Raw genomic sequence first — 19,778 nt, 5'->3', positions numbered from 1 at the left:
CCATAGCTTAGTTACTATATTTTATTAACTTTACGGCGCCATAAATGAATTAGTACACTAATTACTAATCCTAATACTGTTGGTACAACCCAAGATAAACCAATATTAGATAGTGGCAAATAATTCAAGCGAAATTGACTCACTGCATTATAAAATGAGGTTCCAGCAATTGGTGCAGGTAAATGAGCAATTAGATCAAAAATGGCCGGCACTAGTGTTAAAACCATCGTTACTTTATATACTACTTTATCACCTTTAAATAATGGTGAAAATAGTGACAAAATAATCAAAACAATAGCTAAAGGATATAAAAACATTAGTACAGGAAGTGACCAACTAATAATCTTATCTAAACCCAAGTTTGCGGTCACAAAGGATCCAATACAAGAAATGGTTAGCCACCCTTTATAACTAAATTTAGAATAATGTGCAGAAAAATCTAATGCAAAGGCAGATAAAATACCTACAGCTGTAGTTAAACATGCTAAAAATACTAAAACCGCTAATAAAGCTTGACCAAAAATACCGGCATAGTAATTAACAATTTTAGATAATAAAATCCCTCCGTCGCTGGTTATCTTAAAGTGGCCTAGCGACATAGCGCCAACGGCAATTAAGAGAGTATAAATTACTCCAATTCCTATAACAGCCATTAACCCCGCTTTAGCAGTTATTTTAGCCACCTTTTTCTCATTATGATTAACTAATTCTTTAACCGCTGTAACAACCGTTACACCGAATGCTAATCCTGCTAAAGCATCCATTGTATTATAGCCTTCTAAGAATCCTTTAACTATTGTTCCATGCAAATATTCTTTACTTACAGGTACTGTACTCAGATTACCTAAAGGACGAGCAAAAGCAACAACAAATACTAAAAAAAGCAAAATTAAAAAGATAGGATTTAATATTTTACCCAAAGAAGAAAGAATATCACTTTCGTTGTAAGCAATCATAAATACAATTGCGAAAAAAATTGTCGTAAATACAATTAGTCCTATACTTTGAAATTGCTTAGGCAATAATGGAGCAATGCCGACAGTATACGAAACTGTAGCATTTCTCGGAGCCGCAAATAAGGGCCCCATAGTCAGTTGTATTAAAGTCATAAAAGAAAGAGCAAAAATCTTCCCTACAGGCAAACCAATTTGGTAAACACCATTACTACGCGTAATTGCAACCGCAAGAAGTGAAAGTAAGGGTAATACTACCCCCGTAATTGAAAATCCAATTGCTGCTGGTCCCCAATTTTTACCAGCAAGCTGGCCTAAATGAAGTGGGAAAATTAAGTTTCCTGCACCAAAAAACAGTGCAAAAATCATAGAAGCAACAATTAAATATTGCTTTTTACTTAATGTTTTTTCCTTCGCTTCTTTCAATTCGATTCCTCCAAAAAAATAATTATTTTTAGTATTTTAGCAAAAAAACGTTGTAAACTCTAGTGTTTACAACGTTTTAATCTATCAATACTATTTTTCTAATTCATCATTAGCACTATTAGCAGCAATTCTACCAAAAGTAAAGATATCGGCAAGTGAATTTCCGCCTAGACGGTTACCAGCGTGAATACCGCCTGCTACTTCTCCAGCAGCATACAAGCCCGAAATTTGCTTGCCATCTTTATCTAAAACATGCGCACCTGTATCAATCTTTAACCCACCCATTGTATGGTGAATAGCAGGTTTTCTCGGTGTAGCGTAAAATGGTGCGACTTCACACTTCAAGTTAAAGGCAGACTTCTCAAAATCAGGATCTTTTCCAGCATCGACATAGGAGTTATATTTCTTAATTGTCTTAACCAAAGTATCAGGATCCATATTAATTTGTTTAGCTAATTCTTCTAAACTATCTGCTCTAAATAATGTACCTGCTTTAACTTGAGCATCAATTGATTCTTGCGTGGTGTTATATGCAGTATCTTTAATCTTATCATCAGCAATCAAGTAGAATAAGCCACCGTTATCAATTGCGGCCTTAGTTAAAACATCGCGTTCTGCAAATTCATTTACGAAACGTTTTCCCTTTTGGTTAACCATAATGTAGTTTTCTGGTGGAGTTTGAAGACCTGTAAATAATTCACCAGTCTTAGGATCAGAGACGGGCATCATTTGGATAAAGCCCATTCCAACTAAATCTGCTCCAGCCTCTTTACCAAGACGAATTCCATCTCCAGTAATTGCTGGTGAGTTAGTGGTCGCAATATTATCATCAATATGCTTCCAGTAAGTATTATATTTTTGAACCATTTGAGTATTAGCACCAAATCCACCTGCAGTTAAAATCACTGCTTTAGCGTGCACTGTAATCCTACTACCATCAGGTTTCTTAGCGATAACGCCGCTAACTTTACCATTTTCAATAATTAAATGTTCAGCACGACTATCAGTTAAAATTGTGCCACCATGTTCTTTTACCCAATCGCCTAAAACATGAATAAAGGCATAGCCCATTGGCTCAACTGGCTTATGTCCTCTTCTCCACAAAGCACCAACTGGCATTGTTACTTGGCTACGATCAAAATCTACACCTAAATCTGTAAGCCAATGAACTGAATCTAATGCATTATCAACTAATTCTTTAACTAAGGCATAATTACCATGAATTTCATTGCCCTTTAAGTCTGTACGTTTACCACCCAAGTAAGTTTGAATTTCATGAAGCAATTTTGAATCAAATAAATAGTTAGCTCCAGAAGTAATATATTCTTTAATTTGCTTTTGCAAGTCTTTAAAGTCTGCTTGATATTCCGGATCAATATTTTCAATTGGAGTAGCCGCTAATTCTTCAAGAGTTTCTTTTTCACCAGCTAAGGCCTTAAATCGCTTTTGCCAATCAGGTTCTGCCGCATTCATTGGACCACCAGCACGACTGGTGTTTCCACCAATTTGTGGGAATTTTTCAAGTACAATAACTTTTTGATTACGTTGAATACTTCTAGCCGCTGCAGCTAAACCTGCCCCACCGGCACCTATAACTACAATATCAGTAGTATAGGCTTCATCTTTAGCCCTTTGTTCTTCAGGCTTTGCTCGCTTTTTCCATTCATCTGGATCTCCGCCAGCTTCACCAATTGCAGTAGCTACTCCGTCAATAACACCATGGCTAGAAATAGTTGCACCGCTAACAGTATCAACATTTAAAGTTTGATTTTTTACAATTTCTTCAGGCAATCGTTTAAATACTGCATCTGCTACACCCTTAGTTTCACCCTTAGCGTCCACCTTAATATCTTCGATTTTATCTTCAGAGAGGGTGACTTCCATAGGCATGAAACTTGCGCCATGTCCTTTAGCTCTAACTTCATACTTTCCTGATTTCATAATTTTAATACCCTTTCTTAAACCTATTACCCCTAAATTATAGGTTATTGAATTTAACAGCTTAAATATGTTTTTTGCAACTTTCTCATAACAATTTTGTTATAGCAAATTTATATAAAAAATAATCTCCAAACAAGTTAAATTCCTAAAATTTATTTTTATACTTTTTATCTAATAATCGGCTGCAAATTCTTAGCCTTAAACTCTTTAATTAAGTTTTTCAAAGCTTTAGATTTTGTTTTTTCCCCTCGAGTCGCAATAAAGAAAACAACATTAATTAGATCACGACTAATAGGAAACAGATTAATTGGCGTCTCGCTAATACATTTAATAATACTTGCTGTAGAAATTGTTAAGCCCATTCCATGAATTGCTAAACTAGTTGCCGTGATAATACTTTTAGATTCTAATACAACTTTGGGTTCTAAATGAAATCTCTGAAAAACACCATTTACTTGGTGACGAATAGCTGAACCAGGTATACTTAAAATAAATGGCTCTTGCAACAATTTTTTTAAGTCCAATTCATCAGGTGAAAGAATAAATTTATCTTCTTGGTAGTAGGGAGAAGCTGGAGAAATTACCACATAATATTTCTCCCCACCATTACTTACAATGTCTAAACTTGAATCAATTGCTTCTGGTGTCTGCCCAATATAGCAATCAATATTTCCACTTAGCAGATTCTTCTCATTCTCTCTAGGGAAATTTTCAATTAGCTGAATTTCTACTTGAGGATTTCTTTTTAAAAAATCAGGTAATATTTCCGGAAGTAAATATGTTCCCAGACTTTCCAAAATCCCAATTTTGATTATTTCTTTATTAGGATGAATATATTTAGCTAGTTTTTTATTCAATTGCTGCTTGTTATAAGAAACATTCTCTAAATATTGATAGTAAAGCAACCCGGCCTGAGTTAAAGAATATGGTTTTTTGTCACGATTAATAATCGGTGTTCCCAACCTGCTTTCAATTCTCTTTATTAATTGCGTCAAATATGGTTGCGATATATATAACTTTTTAGCCGCTTTCACAAAACTGTCTTCTTTAATTAAAATATCAATGAAATGTTGTATTTCTTCTGGATTATTCATTTTCTTATTCCTTAGGGTCATGAAAATTAATAAAACAAAAGAGCTATGGATACCTCAAATTTACCATAGCTCTTTTGCTTTACACTTCTTACTTGAATACACCTTAAATGTAATATTAGTAGTAACTTTTTACAAGTAAAAAGTTTATTTTATTAATATTTCTTAAACTTTTAATTATTCTACTTAAAACGGTGGTGGTAATGATATATCACTAATGGCAAAATCGTAACAATAACGCAAAGCCCGATCATCGTCCAAACATAAATTCCTCTTAAATAAGTTGGTGTTCCTTGTGCGGGAATAAATGAAATAAAGAAGGCAACCACAGTTATTACCAGGGCAATAATCGCAATTATGACTCCCAATACTGTATTTTTAGTCATGTAATAGCTACGTTTTAAGTTGCTGCGCTTTACTTTTAAAACGATATAAGAAATTAACATTAAAATATAAACCATTAAATATTGGGCCGTCGTTGCTGCTAAAGAAACATTAAAAGCAAAATCCGAGTTTTTTCCACTAGTAAAAGTAATAAAAATTGCCGAAGCCGTTACAATCAATGTCTGCAAAACGATCAATCTCATCGGCACATCTCGATTAGTAGATTTTGCAAAGAACTTAGGCATGTATCCTTCTTTAGCTGCTTCAAACATTCCCTGACTTGGACCAGCAAGCCAATTTCCTAGTTCTCCAATAATTCCTGCTGCTAGTAAAACACCAATGAATTTCTTAATAATATCACCAGGTAAGCCAATTGAATCTAAAATCTTTCCAAACGTATAGACAAAACCAGTTGAATTCTGAATTTGATCTTTTGGAACTGACATTCCAATTGCTGTACTACCAAGTAAGTCAAAAGAGATAGCAGTAATAGCTAAAGCCAGCATAACAGTAGAATATTTTTTAGGATTCTCCAAATACTTCGCATGCGGTGCCGAAGCTTCTCCACCACAAAATGCCAATACAAATGGCACAAATGCTACTAAAGTAGTTCCGTTTAGATTATGGGGAATAATATTATTCCAGCTTAAGTGCATATACAAAGGACGGCCTTGAATTAGATAAATAAAAAACGTAATAATAAGTAAAATTACTGGCAAAGCAATCCCTAAAGCAAATAACCACTCTGCAATATGACCTATTTTCTTAACTCCAACCATTTCAACGAGCGTAATTGACCAAATGATTACCATCATTAAGAAAAATCTAATACTGGGCGTTGTATTAAACCAAGGAGTATCAAAGGTAATCGACAAGGCACCAATAATTACATACATCATCGTATTCATGCCAACAGTGATATGAATCCACTGATAAAACATCGCCGTCCAGCCGGCGCGGTCTCCCAATGATCCTTTTACCCAAGTGAAAATTCCACCCTTATCCCAGCCATCAACTGACGCCATTTCTCCTGCCATTTGCGTAATTGGTACAAACCATATTAACCCAGCTAATAACAAATAAAAAACAGCAGTTGGACCAGTTTTTCCAAATGGAGCTAATTCATTAACTGAAATAACCATTGATGAAGTCATTGCAAACAACTTCAATGCTGTTAGTCGATTATACTTTTGATCTTCTTCTAATTTAGTCACAGACTCGCTCTTGTCAGACACAATTTTTCCTCCGAAAAAGTTTTTTCGAAAACTAATTATACACTTCTTCCTTAAAATTGGTCTAAAATCTTAAAAGAAAAAGCTAGATTTGCTTTTAAACAAATCTAGCCATTTTTATCCTATTTCATCCAAGGGAAAATATGCTTCAATACTTTATGATCTTGTACATTTTCTTGGTCTAAATTAATATCTTCTGTACTTCCTTCTATCTTAGAAGTTTTCTCTGATGTTTCTTCTTTAGAATCCACCTTATCTTTAGGCTCTGGGCTTGTTACTTTTTCTACCGCTACTGTAAATGTAGCAATCCTTCTTTGATCTTCATCAAAGTACTTAGTTGCACCTTTTGGATCAAAACCATTATAAACCACTTCATAGCCATCTTTTTTAAGCTTATTGATCTGGTTGCTAGTGCTGTATAAATCCGTAATCTTATCGCCAACATTGCCGCTTAAGACACTAGAAGATGCAATTTGAGTTGCATTATTACTTAGATCAACAAAAGTAACAATTGCCTTTCTTCTCTTGCCACTAACTGGCAAAGAAACAATATTAGAGACGTCATCTTTACTATCCACTGATTGAATCTTAGCCTTCAAATTCTTATTCGCTACTAATCCTTTTATTTCATCAAAAGTATAGTACGTAACTTTCGTATCACGGCTTGGATCTTTAACCACAATTGATGAGTCTTCAGCCAAATAATTCAATAATCGTGGTACCGGTTGTTCCATCAAAACTTTGGTTGCATCAGTTGGATCAGTTATATAAATTGGCTGGTCTGCATGCTCAATCTTTTCACCCTTAGTATTTACCGGTACAATCTGCCCATTTCTTTGATATTTTATTTCTATATCAATATTTTCTTGGCTGACATCGCATGCTTTAACTTGATATTGATCTGCATGATAGCCATCAACAACAGGCGTTACAACTGTGCTATATTGCTTTTTATCAACAGTCCAGTCAGTTGTATATTTCCCATTTTCAATCAGCTTACCATTATTATCATTTACTGTTAAAGATCTATTCCATCGTGCACCTTGAACTCGATCAACAGGAGTAGTATCTCCAGCTCCAACATAATGAATAGTCTCCTTAACTGAAATACTATAGTTGTGTGGTTTAACCGTTCGATATGGATGGTCGCTATCGACTTGAACGTAGCGCGGTTTTAGAATGTATTTAACTTTAATGTCTTTTACTGGATTTTTAATCAAAACAGCTTCTTGCGTTCTGCGGTATCCTTCTATTTCAGGTACCTCTTCTGTTGCTAATACTCTAGTTGGATCAGTTAAGTCATTAAGAAATGGAACTGGCTTAGCCTTAGAAATTTCTTTTCCATCTTCATCAACTGGAATAATTGCACCATTCTTTTGATAAGTAACTGTCGCAAAAAGGTCGCTTTGCGTTACATCATGCTTAGCAACTACACCGATATCAGCGGTAAATCCAGAAATAACTGGTGTATCTACAGCTTCAAAGTATTCTTTATCTGGTTTCCAGTCAGTTGTATACTTACCATCTTCAAGAATTTCCTTTGTCACCTCATCGTAGGTAATATTTCTATTCCATTGAACCGTTTGAATAGAATCTTTAGGATTCTTATCGCCAGCTCCTTCATAGCGAACTAGAGCTGTAGCAGTGCGACGGTATGAACCAGGGTTAACATCAAAATGAGAGTTATCCTTATTAATAGTTATAAATTTATGTTTCAAAATATACTTAACTTCAAGATTATTAGCTGGATCAACTTCAGTTAAATTAATGTCTTCTGGTTCATACTTTTCGTCTTCTAAGTTGTTTTCTGGCAAAGTTACTAAGGTTGGATCATTTTTATCTGAGACAAAACGTAGTTTAGGTAAACTATCAATTTTTTCTCCCTTTTCGTTAACAGGAACAACATAGCCATTCTTCACATATCTAATCTTTTCAGTGATGTTAGCAAGTCGTGCTTTTTCTTCAGGAACTTCTTTAATGCGGGTATGATACTCACTAACTGCTGGCACTGAAATTGCTGGATACGTCTCTTGCTCTGGCTTCCAGTCAGTTGTGTATTTTCCATCAGAAATAATTCGTTTTGTAGCTGCATCAACCGTAAGATTTCTATCCCAGCTTACTGCTTGCACTACTTCTGCTGGGGTCTTATCTCCAGCGCCTGCATAAGAAATAACTCGCTTGGTAGTCTTATGATATTCACTCTCATCAATACCTTCTAGAGAATTTTTCTTATTAACTAATACCTGCTTATGCTTCAAAGTAACAATAAAGGTCTGAACATAATCATCACTAGTATCAAAGAATTGAATATCGCCATTAGCATCAAAGCCATTACTTACAACTTCGTAGCCTTTTTCATTTAATTTTTTAAGTTGATCAATTGTGCTGTAATCAATTTTAGTATTTGGCTTACCGGTTAAAAGTTCTGATTCAACAATTTCTTCATTATTACTGTCAATATCCAGATATTTAACTTCTGCTTTTTGTTCTTTATTGGAAATATGTTCGTTAACCCTATAGGTAATAGTATATTCACGATTTGGTTCATCAGCAGTAACTGATTTTCCACCAACTAAAACTTTATCGGGAATATAGCCTAAAATACTTGGTGCAGCAACCACAGGGAATGATTGTTCAACTCTTTCCCATCCTTTACTTCCAATTTTTTTACCAGTTACACGATCATAAACTAAAATCCGATTAAAGGTAATCGTTGATACCTCATCTCTAGGTGTTCGACTACCAGCACCCACATAATGAATTGTTTGAGTACCCTTTACTTGAAGATCTTCTAACTTGCAACCATATTTCAAGTTATCAACAGTTACTTTTTCTCTTCCATGCTTAAATGTAACCATATAACTATCTTGGTCGCCGCTAAATACTGGAGGCTTTCCTTCACTATCAAACGTATTATTAACAAGTACGTACCCTTGATTGGTTAAGTTTTTAATTTCATCTGCTGTACTGTAATTAATTTGATCACCAATATTTCCAGTCAAACTTCCAGAAGTAGAAAGCTCGGTCAGATTATTATCTAAATCTGTATATTTCACAACCACTGTTGCGACTTTTTCACTTAGATTATCCATAATGTTACCTACCCTTTATTAAAGTGAATTATTCTCTATAATTGTATGTCTTATCTTATACACGATTTATTTACAAATATAATGTATTAAAAAAGAGCGCTGAGAATCAAGTCTCAACGCCCTTTTTATTAGCTAATTTGAAAAAAGATATTTAATTTTAAAAATTATTTATCATCTTTCTTGCGTCTCTTTGCTCCAATTAAGCTAGTCATACCGATTGCTGCTGCGGCAGCACCTAAAATAGTAGCTGCTTCATTATTATCAGCACCAGTTTGAGGTAAAACTTCTTTCTTATCAGCAGTCTTCTTCTCTACAGGTTTTTGTGGAGTTGGGACATTGACAGTTTGCTTAACTGGTTGTTCAGGTCTAGTTACCTTTTCTGCTGGAGTCTCTGGATCTTTAGCAGGGGTTTCTGGATCAGGAACAATTGGATCAGGCGTCTTAGCTTTTTCTTTTAGTTTCAAGGCAACAGTAAATTGTTGTGTAGTATTGTCATCATCATCGAAGTACTTAGTTACACCATCGCCATCAAATGCATTGTAAACAACCTCATAGCCTGCATCTTCTAATTGTTTAATTATTTCAGAAGATGAGTATAACTTATTAATATCTTCACCTGGACGACCACTCAAGATTCCAGAGGTCTTAATAATTTTTCCAGTATTAACATCAACAAAGTTAACTACAGCTTTTTGTGGAGTTGGAGTAGCTGGTACTTCATTATCCTTGTAAACAACTGGAGTATCCTTGGTTGGATCTGTTGGAGTTACTGAAGTCTTATCTGGAGTCTTACCAGTAATAGCTGGTACTGGTTCATTTGGAACGACCTTAGTTGGATCTGTTGGATCGTTAGTATAGCTTGGAGTTGGTGCATTTGGAATTGGGTTGCCATTTGGATCAACTGGAACGATCTTACCAATCTTGTGGTAGACAACAGTTACTTCTGCAAGAGGAGTATCTGGAGTTACAGTCTTACCACCAGCAGATTTAACTTCTGCAATATATCCTGGGATTACTGGTACATCAACGAGTGTAAATGTGTGACTTGATTCATCCGGCACACCATTAGTGATCTTAAATTCATGAGTCTGAGTGTTTGGATCTCTAAGTGGATTATTACCATTATCGCCATCTACAAAGTGAACAATTTGTTTACCTTCGACTGTTGTTACCTTATCAGGATCCTTAACAGGGTTATATGGTACCGGTGTATCCTTACCTGGTTCTTCTGGAGTTACTGTTGGTGTACTTGGAATCATGCCTGGAATTTCTGGTACTGGTTCATCTGGCACTACCTTAGTTGGATCCTTCGGATCGGTTGGGTAAGTTGGTGTTGGCACGTTTGGAATTGGGTTGCCACTTGGATCTGTTGGGATGATCTTACCATTTTGGCTGTAGTTTACAGTTACAGTCTTGTTCAAGTCATCTGGTGTTACAACTGATCCTCCAGCGTTACGCTTGTCTGCATGGTAACCATCAATTACCGGTGTATCCTTGTAGCCAAATGTGTGACTTGTTACATTCCATTCGCCTGAGTCGATGATCTTTCCAGTTACCTTATCAACTACCATCTTCTTAGTGAAATCGAATGTTTGTACATCGTCACTTGGTGTCTTGTCTCCTGCACCTTCGTAATGAATAGTTTGAGTTCCTGTTCTCTTTACACTATTCTCATCAGTGCCTTCTGGCCACTTAGGACCATCTGGATCGTTAGGGTTGATTGGTTCACCTGGCTTACCTGGTTGATCTGGCGTTACTGGTACTGTACCGTGCTTCAATACAACAACAAATCTTTGAGTTGTGTTGTCATCATTATCAAATGATGCATCTACTGGGAAACCATCGTTTACAAGTACGTAGCCCTTGTTTTCAAGATCAGCGATTGTTGACTTAGTACTGTAATCAATCTTATCGCCTGCCTTACCAGTCAAATTACCTGAGTTAGTAATTTCAGCGTTGCCATTATCGGCATCAACGTAGCTAACAATAGCTGCTTGATCCTTAGCTGGAACTACTGGGTTATATGGTACTGGCGTATCCTTACCTGGATCTTCCGGAGTTACTGTTGGTGTACTTGGAATCATGCCTGGAATGTCAGGAACTGGTTCATCTGGCACTACCTTAGTTGGATCCTTTGGATCAGTTGGGTAAGTTGGGGTTGGTACATCTGGAATTGGATTGCCACTTGGATCGGTTGGAATGATCTTACCGTTTTGGCTGTAGTTTACAGTTACAATCTTATTCAAGTCATCTGGAGTAACAACTGTTCCACCAGCGTTACGCTTGTCTGCATGATAACCATCAATTACCGGTGTATCCTTGTAGCCAAATGTGTGACTTGTTACATTCCATTCGCCTGAGTCGATGATCTTACCAGTTACCTTGTCAACCAACATCTTCTTAGTGAAGTCGAATGTTTGTACATCGTCACTTGGTGTCTTGTCCCCTGCACCTTCGTAGTGAATAGTTTGAGTTCCTGTTCTCTTTACACTATTCTCGTCAGTGCCTTCTGGCCACTTAGGACCATCTGGATCGTTAGGGTTGATTGGTTCACCTGGCTTACCTGGTTGATCTGGCGTTACTGGTACTGTACCGTGCTTCAATACAACAACAAATCTTTGAGTTGTGTTGTCATCATTATCAAATGATGCATCTACTGGGAAACCATCGTTTACAAGTACGTAGCCCTTGTTTTCAAGATCAGCGATTGTTGACTTAGTACTGTAATCAATCTTATCGCCTGCCTTACCAGTCAAATTACCTGAGTTAGTAATTTCAGCGTTGCCATTATCGGCATCAATATAGCTAACAATAGCTGCTTGATCCTTAGCTGGAATTACTGGGTTATATGGTACCGGTGTATCCTTACCTGGTTCTTCTGGAGTTACTGTTGGTGTACTTGGAATCATGCCTGGAATGTCAGGAACTGGTTCATCTGGCACTACCTTAGTTGGATCCTTTGGATCAGTTGGGTAAGTTGGAGTTGGCACGTTTGGAATTGGGTTGCCACTTGGGTCTGTTGGAATGATCTTGCCATTTGGTTTGTAAGTTACTACTACATCAATATCTTCTGGAGTTACTGCAGTAGCAGGAACTTCTCTCTTATCAGCATGGTAACCATCAACTACCGGTGTATTAACTTGATCATAAACAGTCTTTTCACCCTTAGCGATTGACCAATCAGTAGTGTATTGACCATTTTCAACAACGTTGCCAGTTACTGTATCAATAGTTAAAGTTCTGGTCCACTTAGAAGTTTGAACATTATCAACTGGAGTCTTATCTCCTGCACCTTCATAATGAACTCTTTCCTTAACAGTCTTTTCGTATTGACTTGGATCAATGCCTTCATGTGGATTATCTGGGTTAACTGGAGCTTGACCATGGATGAAGTCTACATAGAATACTTGATCCTTACTATCGTCATTATCAAATACGGCACCTGCTGGGAAGCCATCATTCTTAAGAACATAACCTTGGCTAATCAATTCCTTAATTTTATCAGCAGTTGAGTAGTTGATTTCAGAACCATTCTTACCAGTCAAGTTGCCAGATGTAGCTATTTGCTTATTAGCACCATTTTGTACATCACGATAGATAACTTGAGCAATTTGATCCTTAGCTGGAATTATTGGGTTATATGGTACTGGGGTATCCTTACCTGGTTCTTCTGGAGTTACTGTTGGTGTACTTGGAATCATGCCTGGAATGTCAGGAACTGGTTCATCTGGCACTACCTTAGTTGGGTCCTTTGGATCAGTTGGGTAAGTTGGAGTTGGTACATCTGGAATTGGATTGCCACTTGGGTCTGTTGGAATGATCTTACCATTTGGTTTGTAAGATACTACAACCTTCTTGTCTAAATCATCCGGAGTAACAACTGTTCCACCAGCGTTACGCTTGTCTGCATGATAACCATCAATTACCGGTGTATCCTTGTAGCCAAATGTGTGACTTGTTACGTTCCATTCACCTGAATCAAGAATCTTACCAGTTACCTTGTCAACCAACATCTTCTTAGTGAAGTCGAATGTTTGTACATCGTCACTTGGTGTCTTGTCCCCTGCACCTTCGTAGTGAATAGTTTGAGTTCCTGTTCTCTTTACACTATTCTCGTCAGTGCCTTCTGGCCACTTAGGACCATCTGGATCGTTAGGATTGATTGGTTCACCTGGCTTACCTGGTTGATCTGGTGTTACTGGTACTGTACCGTGCTTCAAGATAACTGTGAAGATTTGAGTTGTGTTGTCATCATTATCAAATGATGCATCTACTGGGAAACCATCATTTACAAGTACGTAGCCCTTGTTAATAAGATCAGTGATTGTTGACTTAGTTGAGTAATCAATCTTATCGCCTGCCTTACCAGTCAAGTTACCGGAGCTAGTGATAATTGCATTGTTGTCATCTGCGTCAATGTAGTTAACAACTGCTGCCTGATCCTTAGCTGGAATTACTGGGTTATATGGTACCGGTGTATCCTTACCTGGTTCTTCTGGAGTTACTGTTGGTGTACTTGGAATCATGCCTGGAATTTCTGGTACTGGTTCATCTGGCACTACCTTAGTTGGGTCCTTTGGATCAGTTGGATAAGTTGGGGTTGGTACATCTGGAATTGGATTGCCACTTGGGTCAGTAGGAATAATCTTACCGTTTGGTTTGTAAGTTACTACTACATCAATATCGTCTTGCGTTACTGCAGTAGCAGGAACTTCTCTCTTATCAGCATGGTAACCATCAACTACTGGTGTATTAACTTGATCGTAAACAGTCTTTTCACCCTTAGCAATTGACCAATCAGTGGTGTATTGACCATTTTCAATTACCTTACCAGTTACTGCATCAACAGTTACAGTTCTAGTCCACTTAGAAGTTTGAACATTATCAGCTGGAGTCTTATCTCCTGCACCTTCATAATGAACTCTTTCCTTAACGGACTTCTCTACTTCACTTGGATCCACACCATGCTTATCTGGAGTATCTGGGTTAACTGGAACTTGTTTATGGTGGAAAGTAACTTTAAATACTTGTTCATTGTCGTCATCGTTATCAAAAATTGGATTATTACTAAATCCATCTTCTGCAAGAACGTAATTTTGACTCAAGTATTTAGCAATTTCATCAGCAGTTGAGTAGCTAATTCTTTCGCCGGCCTTACCAGTCAATTCACCAGATTCAGACATTACCTTGTTGTTATCATCAAGATCAATGTATTGAACTTTAGCTCTTTGATCTTTAGCTGGAGCTGGCTTGTTAGCTAAAGTGATTACAACTGAACTATTATTACTGTTTTGAGTTACTGTTTCACCTGCAACAACACCAGTAGTTTGATCTACATTTGCAGTAGTATTGTTTTCTTTAATACCAATGATTTGGTACTTAGAAGTATCAATTGACTTAGTTGCATCAAAGTTTGCATTTTCTGGAGTCCAGTTAATTTGGCCCTTACCAGTGATCTTACCATTGTTATCAACAGTTACGTATTCACCAGTTACTAAGTCAAGGTAACCATTACCAGTAAACTTAACTTCTTGATGTACTGGAGCTTCTGCTTGGCTTCCGTCTGCGTAAACGTAAGTTACATCACGAGTTACAGTCTTAGTTAATTCTTCTGGAACATAGTTATCTGGATAAGTATGAGGATCATCTGGGTCAGATGGATTTACTGGTTCACCTGGCTTGCCTGGATTTTCAGGTGTTACAGGAGTAGTGGCATGTACTAAGTGTACTTCAAATGCGTTCTTACCATCAGTAAATACTTCTTCGCCATCCTTGAAGTTATTAGATACTAAGTTGTATCCCTTAGCTTCCCAGTTCTTGATGCTGTCAGCAGTAGTGTAGTTAATCTTTTGACCAACACTACCTGCAAAGTTTGCACTTTCAATAGTTTGACCAGTAGTGTCGTCGATATAAGTAATTGAGCCTTGTGCAGCTACTGGAACATCCGGATTCTTAGTCAAAGTAATTACAATATTTCCATTTTGACTATTTGGAGTTACTGTTTCAGCACCTACAGCACCTGTTTGACCATCAACATTAGCTGTTGAATTGTTTTGATTAATACCTGAAATGTAGTAACCAGTGTGATCGATTGCAGGAATTGCATTGAAGTCTTGACTATCGTGGTTCCAAGTAATCTTACCATTTTGGCTAGTAACGTTACCGTCTTTATCAACTGTTACTAAGTTACCAGTTACTAAGTCGATTGTCCCTTCACCAGTAAATGTTAATTCTTGCTTAACTGGTTCATGTGCTTGCGTACCATCTGCATACTTGTATTCAACTGTACGAGTAATTGTCTTTTGCAAGTCTGTCTTGCTCAAGTTTGGATTACTTGGAGTTGGTGTATTTGGATGATCTGGATCAACTGGCTTGTTTGGATCTGCTGGATTATCTGGAGTTACTGGACGAGTACCGTGTTTGAAGACAACTTTGTAAACTTGACCATTATTATCAGCAGTAAAGTCATCCCCTGCTTGACCAGTAAAGCCATCAGTTACAAGAATGTAACCCTTGTTTACTAAATCAGAAATTGAATCATTAGTAGTGTAATTGATCTTATCGCCAATATTACCGTTTACTTCATCAGACTTAATTACACTGTTGTCATCATCTTGATCAATATATTGAACTGTAAAGCCAGCCTTTACTGGATCTTTGGTGTAAGGAACTGGAGTATCCTTTGTTGGATCTTCTGGAGTTATTGGAGTTGGATCTACTGGCATGTAACCCGGAACATTTGGAACTGGTTGATCTGGTTTTACCTTAGTTGGATCGGTTGGATCATTTGGATAAATTGGTGTTGGAGCATCTGGAATAGGATTGCCACTTGGATCAACCGGAACAATCTTACCTACCTTGTCATAAACAACAGTATCTTCAAGATTTTGTTGAACTTTATTTTGACCTGCAACAACTGCACTTACAGCCACTCCATTGTTAGTAGTCTTTCTAGCAACATAGCCTTTAATTACTGGAACAGTAAAGTCGTTATACTTATTATCAGTATCGTTTAAAGTCCAATTAGTGTCATATTGACCGCCACTTATAACTTCATTAGTCACTTCATCAACAGTAACAGTACGAGTCCAAGTTGAAGTTTGTTGTTGATCACTACTTAAAGTATTGCCTGCATTGTCCTTGTAGTGAAGCGTAGAAGTATAAATTTGTTTAATCTGATCTGGATCAACACCATGTTTATCAGGGCTATCAGGACCAACTGGAATTTGGTTATGAATTAAGTGAACAACAAAAGTTTTTCCATCTTTTCCAAATTTACCAAAATCAACATCACTAAATGAGCTACCATCTAAAACAGTTGCATTACTATCATCTGGAGTACCGTTTGTTACGTTAACAAACTTGTAGCCTTGATCTTCTAATGATTTTACTGTACTTGCACCATCTTTAAAGTTAACATCATCGTTTTCTTTACCAGTTGCAGTTTGATCAGCAATGTCAGTAATGTATGACTTAGTTGTATCGTCGTAGAATTTAAGAGTATCTTTTACTTCTTTTGCTTTTTTATAAACAACTACAGTTTCATAGTTGTCAGGTAAAATTGCACTAATTCCATTTTGCTTATAGTTGTTTGATAACTCACCGTTTTGAACAAGTTCTTCTTTGTATTGTAATTTAGCAGTTACAGAAGTACCATTTGCTCCTTCAGTGATTCCAGGAACATTTGAAGATTCAATTGAAGCAGTATAACCATCCTTAACTGGAGAAACAACTTCAGCGTATGGATTAGTAACTACGTTACCTTGATCATCAGTATAAATCCAACCAGAATCTTCGCTTACGCCTTGTGCATTCTTAATGTACTCTAAGGTTTCATCAGCATTGTGTGATAAAGCATATTGTTGAATTTCTTCAATCTTATCATCAGTAATATCAAGAGTAAGTCTACGAGTTAAATTAAGATTTTGAGTTTTATCCTCAAATAATTGGTTACCATCTTCATCAACATACTTAATAGTATTATTGTGGCTACCAACTACTTCCATTTGAGTTCTATGTGGGAACCAAATTTGGTGACTAGCACGTTGAGTAGAAATACCATAGTATGGTGCATCCTTACCAGTTAATGGGGTACCGTCATAGTTATGAACTTGATTGGCTTTAATTCCACTAGTTAAGTCGTTACCCTTGATTGAAACATCAGGGTTTGCCTGGTTATTCCAAATATCTTTAGTTTGGAATCCATTCATTGGAATATTAACGCCATTAACGTTTAACCAAATTTGCTTAGAACCATCAGATTTAATTTTTTGATAAACAACATAATCAGTGCCATCTACACTAAATACACCTTTATTACTACTCATATAAATTAAGTTAGCAGTATATTGGTTTGATGTTGTATTGATCATATCACCACCAATTGGCATCCAACCAGTAGTTGGACCACCACTTGAGTAACGCTGTAAGTTAAGCATTAATGGATCATGAATATCAATTCTAGTGTTAGATGAACCTAATGGGAATGAAATTAATTCAGCATAAAAGTTGGTATTATCATCACGGATATCGACAATTGCACCAGTCTTAGAAGTAAATGCTGCATTAGTATTTGCATTTTGAGAATCTAATGTAATTACATCATCGTAATTATTATTATTACGACCTTCAAGAATCACACGGAAAGTGGCATATTCATCAATAGTAATATTTCCACCTTCATTAACTCCAATGTAGTTATATCCACTAAAGCTACCTGAATTGCCAGTTTTACCAACAGAGTGGAAATAAGTATTTGAATGCTTAGAAATTTCAATATTTGAGTTAGCAGCAAAGTCTAAAGCAACACCGCGACCTTTGTTTTCAAAGTGAACGTTTGAATTTTCACCAGAAATAAAGTTAGCATTATTACCTAAGATAATACCGTCACGACCAGTGAAATTGAAAGTTGATGAATCTCCAAGACGAACTAGAGTTGGTCCGTCATTTCTTGAACGAGCACCATATCCACCAAATGTATCGGCATCAGTGGTAGTAGGACGAGTAGCTCCCATAGCAATAGCTTGTCCTAAGCCGGTATTAAAGTTAACGTTTGACTTATAACCAGTAATAAAGTTACCGCTATTTTTGGCGAACACACCAGCTGTGTGATAACGCGTTGCAGTAGTTGAAGCATTAGTTAAGTTAACGTTTAAAGTAGCATTATCGCCAACATTAACAGTCCCACCATCAGTTAAGTTAATACCATCGTTAATCTCAGTACTATTAACTGTTAAAGATGCACCCTTTTCAAGGTTTACACTTCTACCAGCAATGTTTGAATTCTTAAAGTTATTTCTATTACCAGTATAATTTTGAGCGTTATATTGGTCCTGAGTTGGAACAGAAGAATTAATACTGTTCACATTAGAAGTAACATTACCCTTAATGTTTACAGTACCATTACCAGAAATAGAACCATTGATAGTAATGTCTTGAAGCGTTAAGTTACCGGAATTATTAAGAGATTTTTGTCCTAGGTTAAGAGCAGCTGCATCATTAATACCAACAATAGCAAAAGTATTGTTAATTGCTAAGTCAACGTTAGAAGCATCAATACTTCTATCAATGTTAACTCCGGCTACTCCACTATTAATTGCTTGTTGAAGCGCGTTTGCATTAGTTACAAGCTTATAATTATTGTTTTTAGCTTGAGTATCATTAGTAGCTGAACTTGCACGTGGAGTAACTGCTTGAAGTTTGCTTTCACTTAATGCGCTAGCTGAAAATAGCGTTGCATTTGAAGCATTAGTAGTATTTAAAGTTGCAGTATTTACAGAAGCTGTTTGGATAGTTGCATCATCTTCAGTAGTTTTAACTGCATTTTTGTTATCAGTAGTTGCCTGAGCAGTGTTAGTTTTTGCTTGAGTATCGGCTACTTTAGTTTCTGCTAATTTGTTATTTTCTTGTGCTGAAGCGATATTAGTTTGCTTTTCAGTATTGTTATCTTTTACTGTTTCAGTCTTAACTTCTTCATTTGTATTTGCAGTATTTGAAGACTTAGTTTCAGCTGTTTGATTATCTGCTTTATCTTCAGTAGTACCTGCTGACCAAGTTGCAGTTACTGGAGCTTCTACAAATGTTCCTTCATTTTTGGGCACACTAAAAGAAGCAACCTTGCTATCTTGACTCTCCATATTAGTATTTGAAGACTTAACAGCGTTATTTTGATCTTCTGAGACAACTTTATTATAAGTTTCTTGGTTATTTTGATCACTATTTTTTGTTGTCACATCAGTTGTATCTTTATCAGTAACTGCATCAGCATGTACAGTTTGAGCACTTTGCATACTCAAAATAGCTGTACCAACTAGCACAGAAGCTGCACCAACAGAGAATTTACGGATTGAAAAACGTTGTTGCTTATCATCCATTTTTCTTAAGCGTTCTTGGTAGTTATTCTTAGATAACATCTCTATTTTTCCCTCCATTTGTTTTCATATAATCACATATTTGAATCATACTATCTAAATGTTAGTGTTATTATAACAAATATTTTTTATTCCAAAAATAGGGATGAAAGTTATTTAATTTAGCATATTCTCTCTTCAGTTGCTTTTTATATGGGTTTTGGTTGCTTTCTTATGCAAAAAAATATGTATATTTTATGAATAATATTCGATTCTTATATATTTTTTTATGCATTAAATTGTTAGAAAT

Annotated in this window: 6 protein-coding genes; all 6 read right to left on the bottom strand. The window is 36.3% G+C overall.

Features of this window, described 5'->3' with window-relative positions:
- Nucleotides 1–14: 14 nt before the first annotated feature.
- The 6 genes from brnQ to QM512_RS08680 all read right to left on the bottom strand — a co-directional run bounded on the left by brnQ (nucleotide 15) and on the right by QM512_RS08680 (nucleotide 19,531).
- A complete protein-coding gene (brnQ, locus tag QM512_RS08705; RefSeq protein ID WP_282805294.1) occupies nucleotides 15–1,379 on the bottom strand; it encodes a branched-chain amino acid transport system II carrier protein in 1,365 nt (454 codons plus the stop codon).
- Nucleotides 1,380–1,469: 90 nt separating this feature from the next.
- Nucleotides 1,470–3,320 (bottom strand): flavocytochrome c, encoded by a 1,851-nt coding sequence (locus tag QM512_RS08700; RefSeq protein WP_282805293.1) that lies wholly within the window; start codon nucleotides 3,318–3,320, stop codon nucleotides 1,470–1,472.
- A 167-nt stretch (nucleotides 3,321–3,487) separates the two neighbouring features.
- Nucleotides 3,488–4,414 carry a LysR family transcriptional regulator gene (locus tag QM512_RS08695; RefSeq protein ID WP_282805292.1) on the bottom strand — a complete coding sequence of 309 codons (927 nt, stop codon included), beginning with the start codon at nucleotides 4,412–4,414 and terminating at the stop codon, nucleotides 3,488–3,490.
- A 179-nt stretch (nucleotides 4,415–4,593) separates the two neighbouring features.
- Entirely contained in the window at nucleotides 4,594–6,030 is a 1,437-nt protein-coding gene (locus QM512_RS08690; RefSeq protein ID WP_282805291.1) for an APC family permease, read from the bottom strand.
- Nucleotides 6,031–6,149: 119 nt separating this feature from the next.
- Nucleotides 6,150–9,119, bottom strand: coding sequence for a mucin-binding protein (locus QM512_RS08685; protein WP_282805290.1), 2,970 nt, complete (start codon nucleotides 9,117–9,119; stop codon nucleotides 6,150–6,152).
- A gap of 164 nt (nucleotides 9,120–9,283) precedes the next feature.
- Entirely contained in the window at nucleotides 9,284–19,531 is a 10,248-nt protein-coding gene (locus QM512_RS08680) for a mucin-binding protein (RefSeq protein ID WP_282805289.1), read from the bottom strand.
- Nucleotides 19,532–19,778 lie beyond the last annotated feature (247 nt).

Source organism: Lactobacillus isalae, assembly GCF_947539375.1.
GTDB lineage: Bacteria > Bacillota > Bacilli > Lactobacillales > Lactobacillaceae > Lactobacillus > Lactobacillus isalae.
This window is presented reverse-complemented; position numbering and strand designations above follow the sequence as displayed.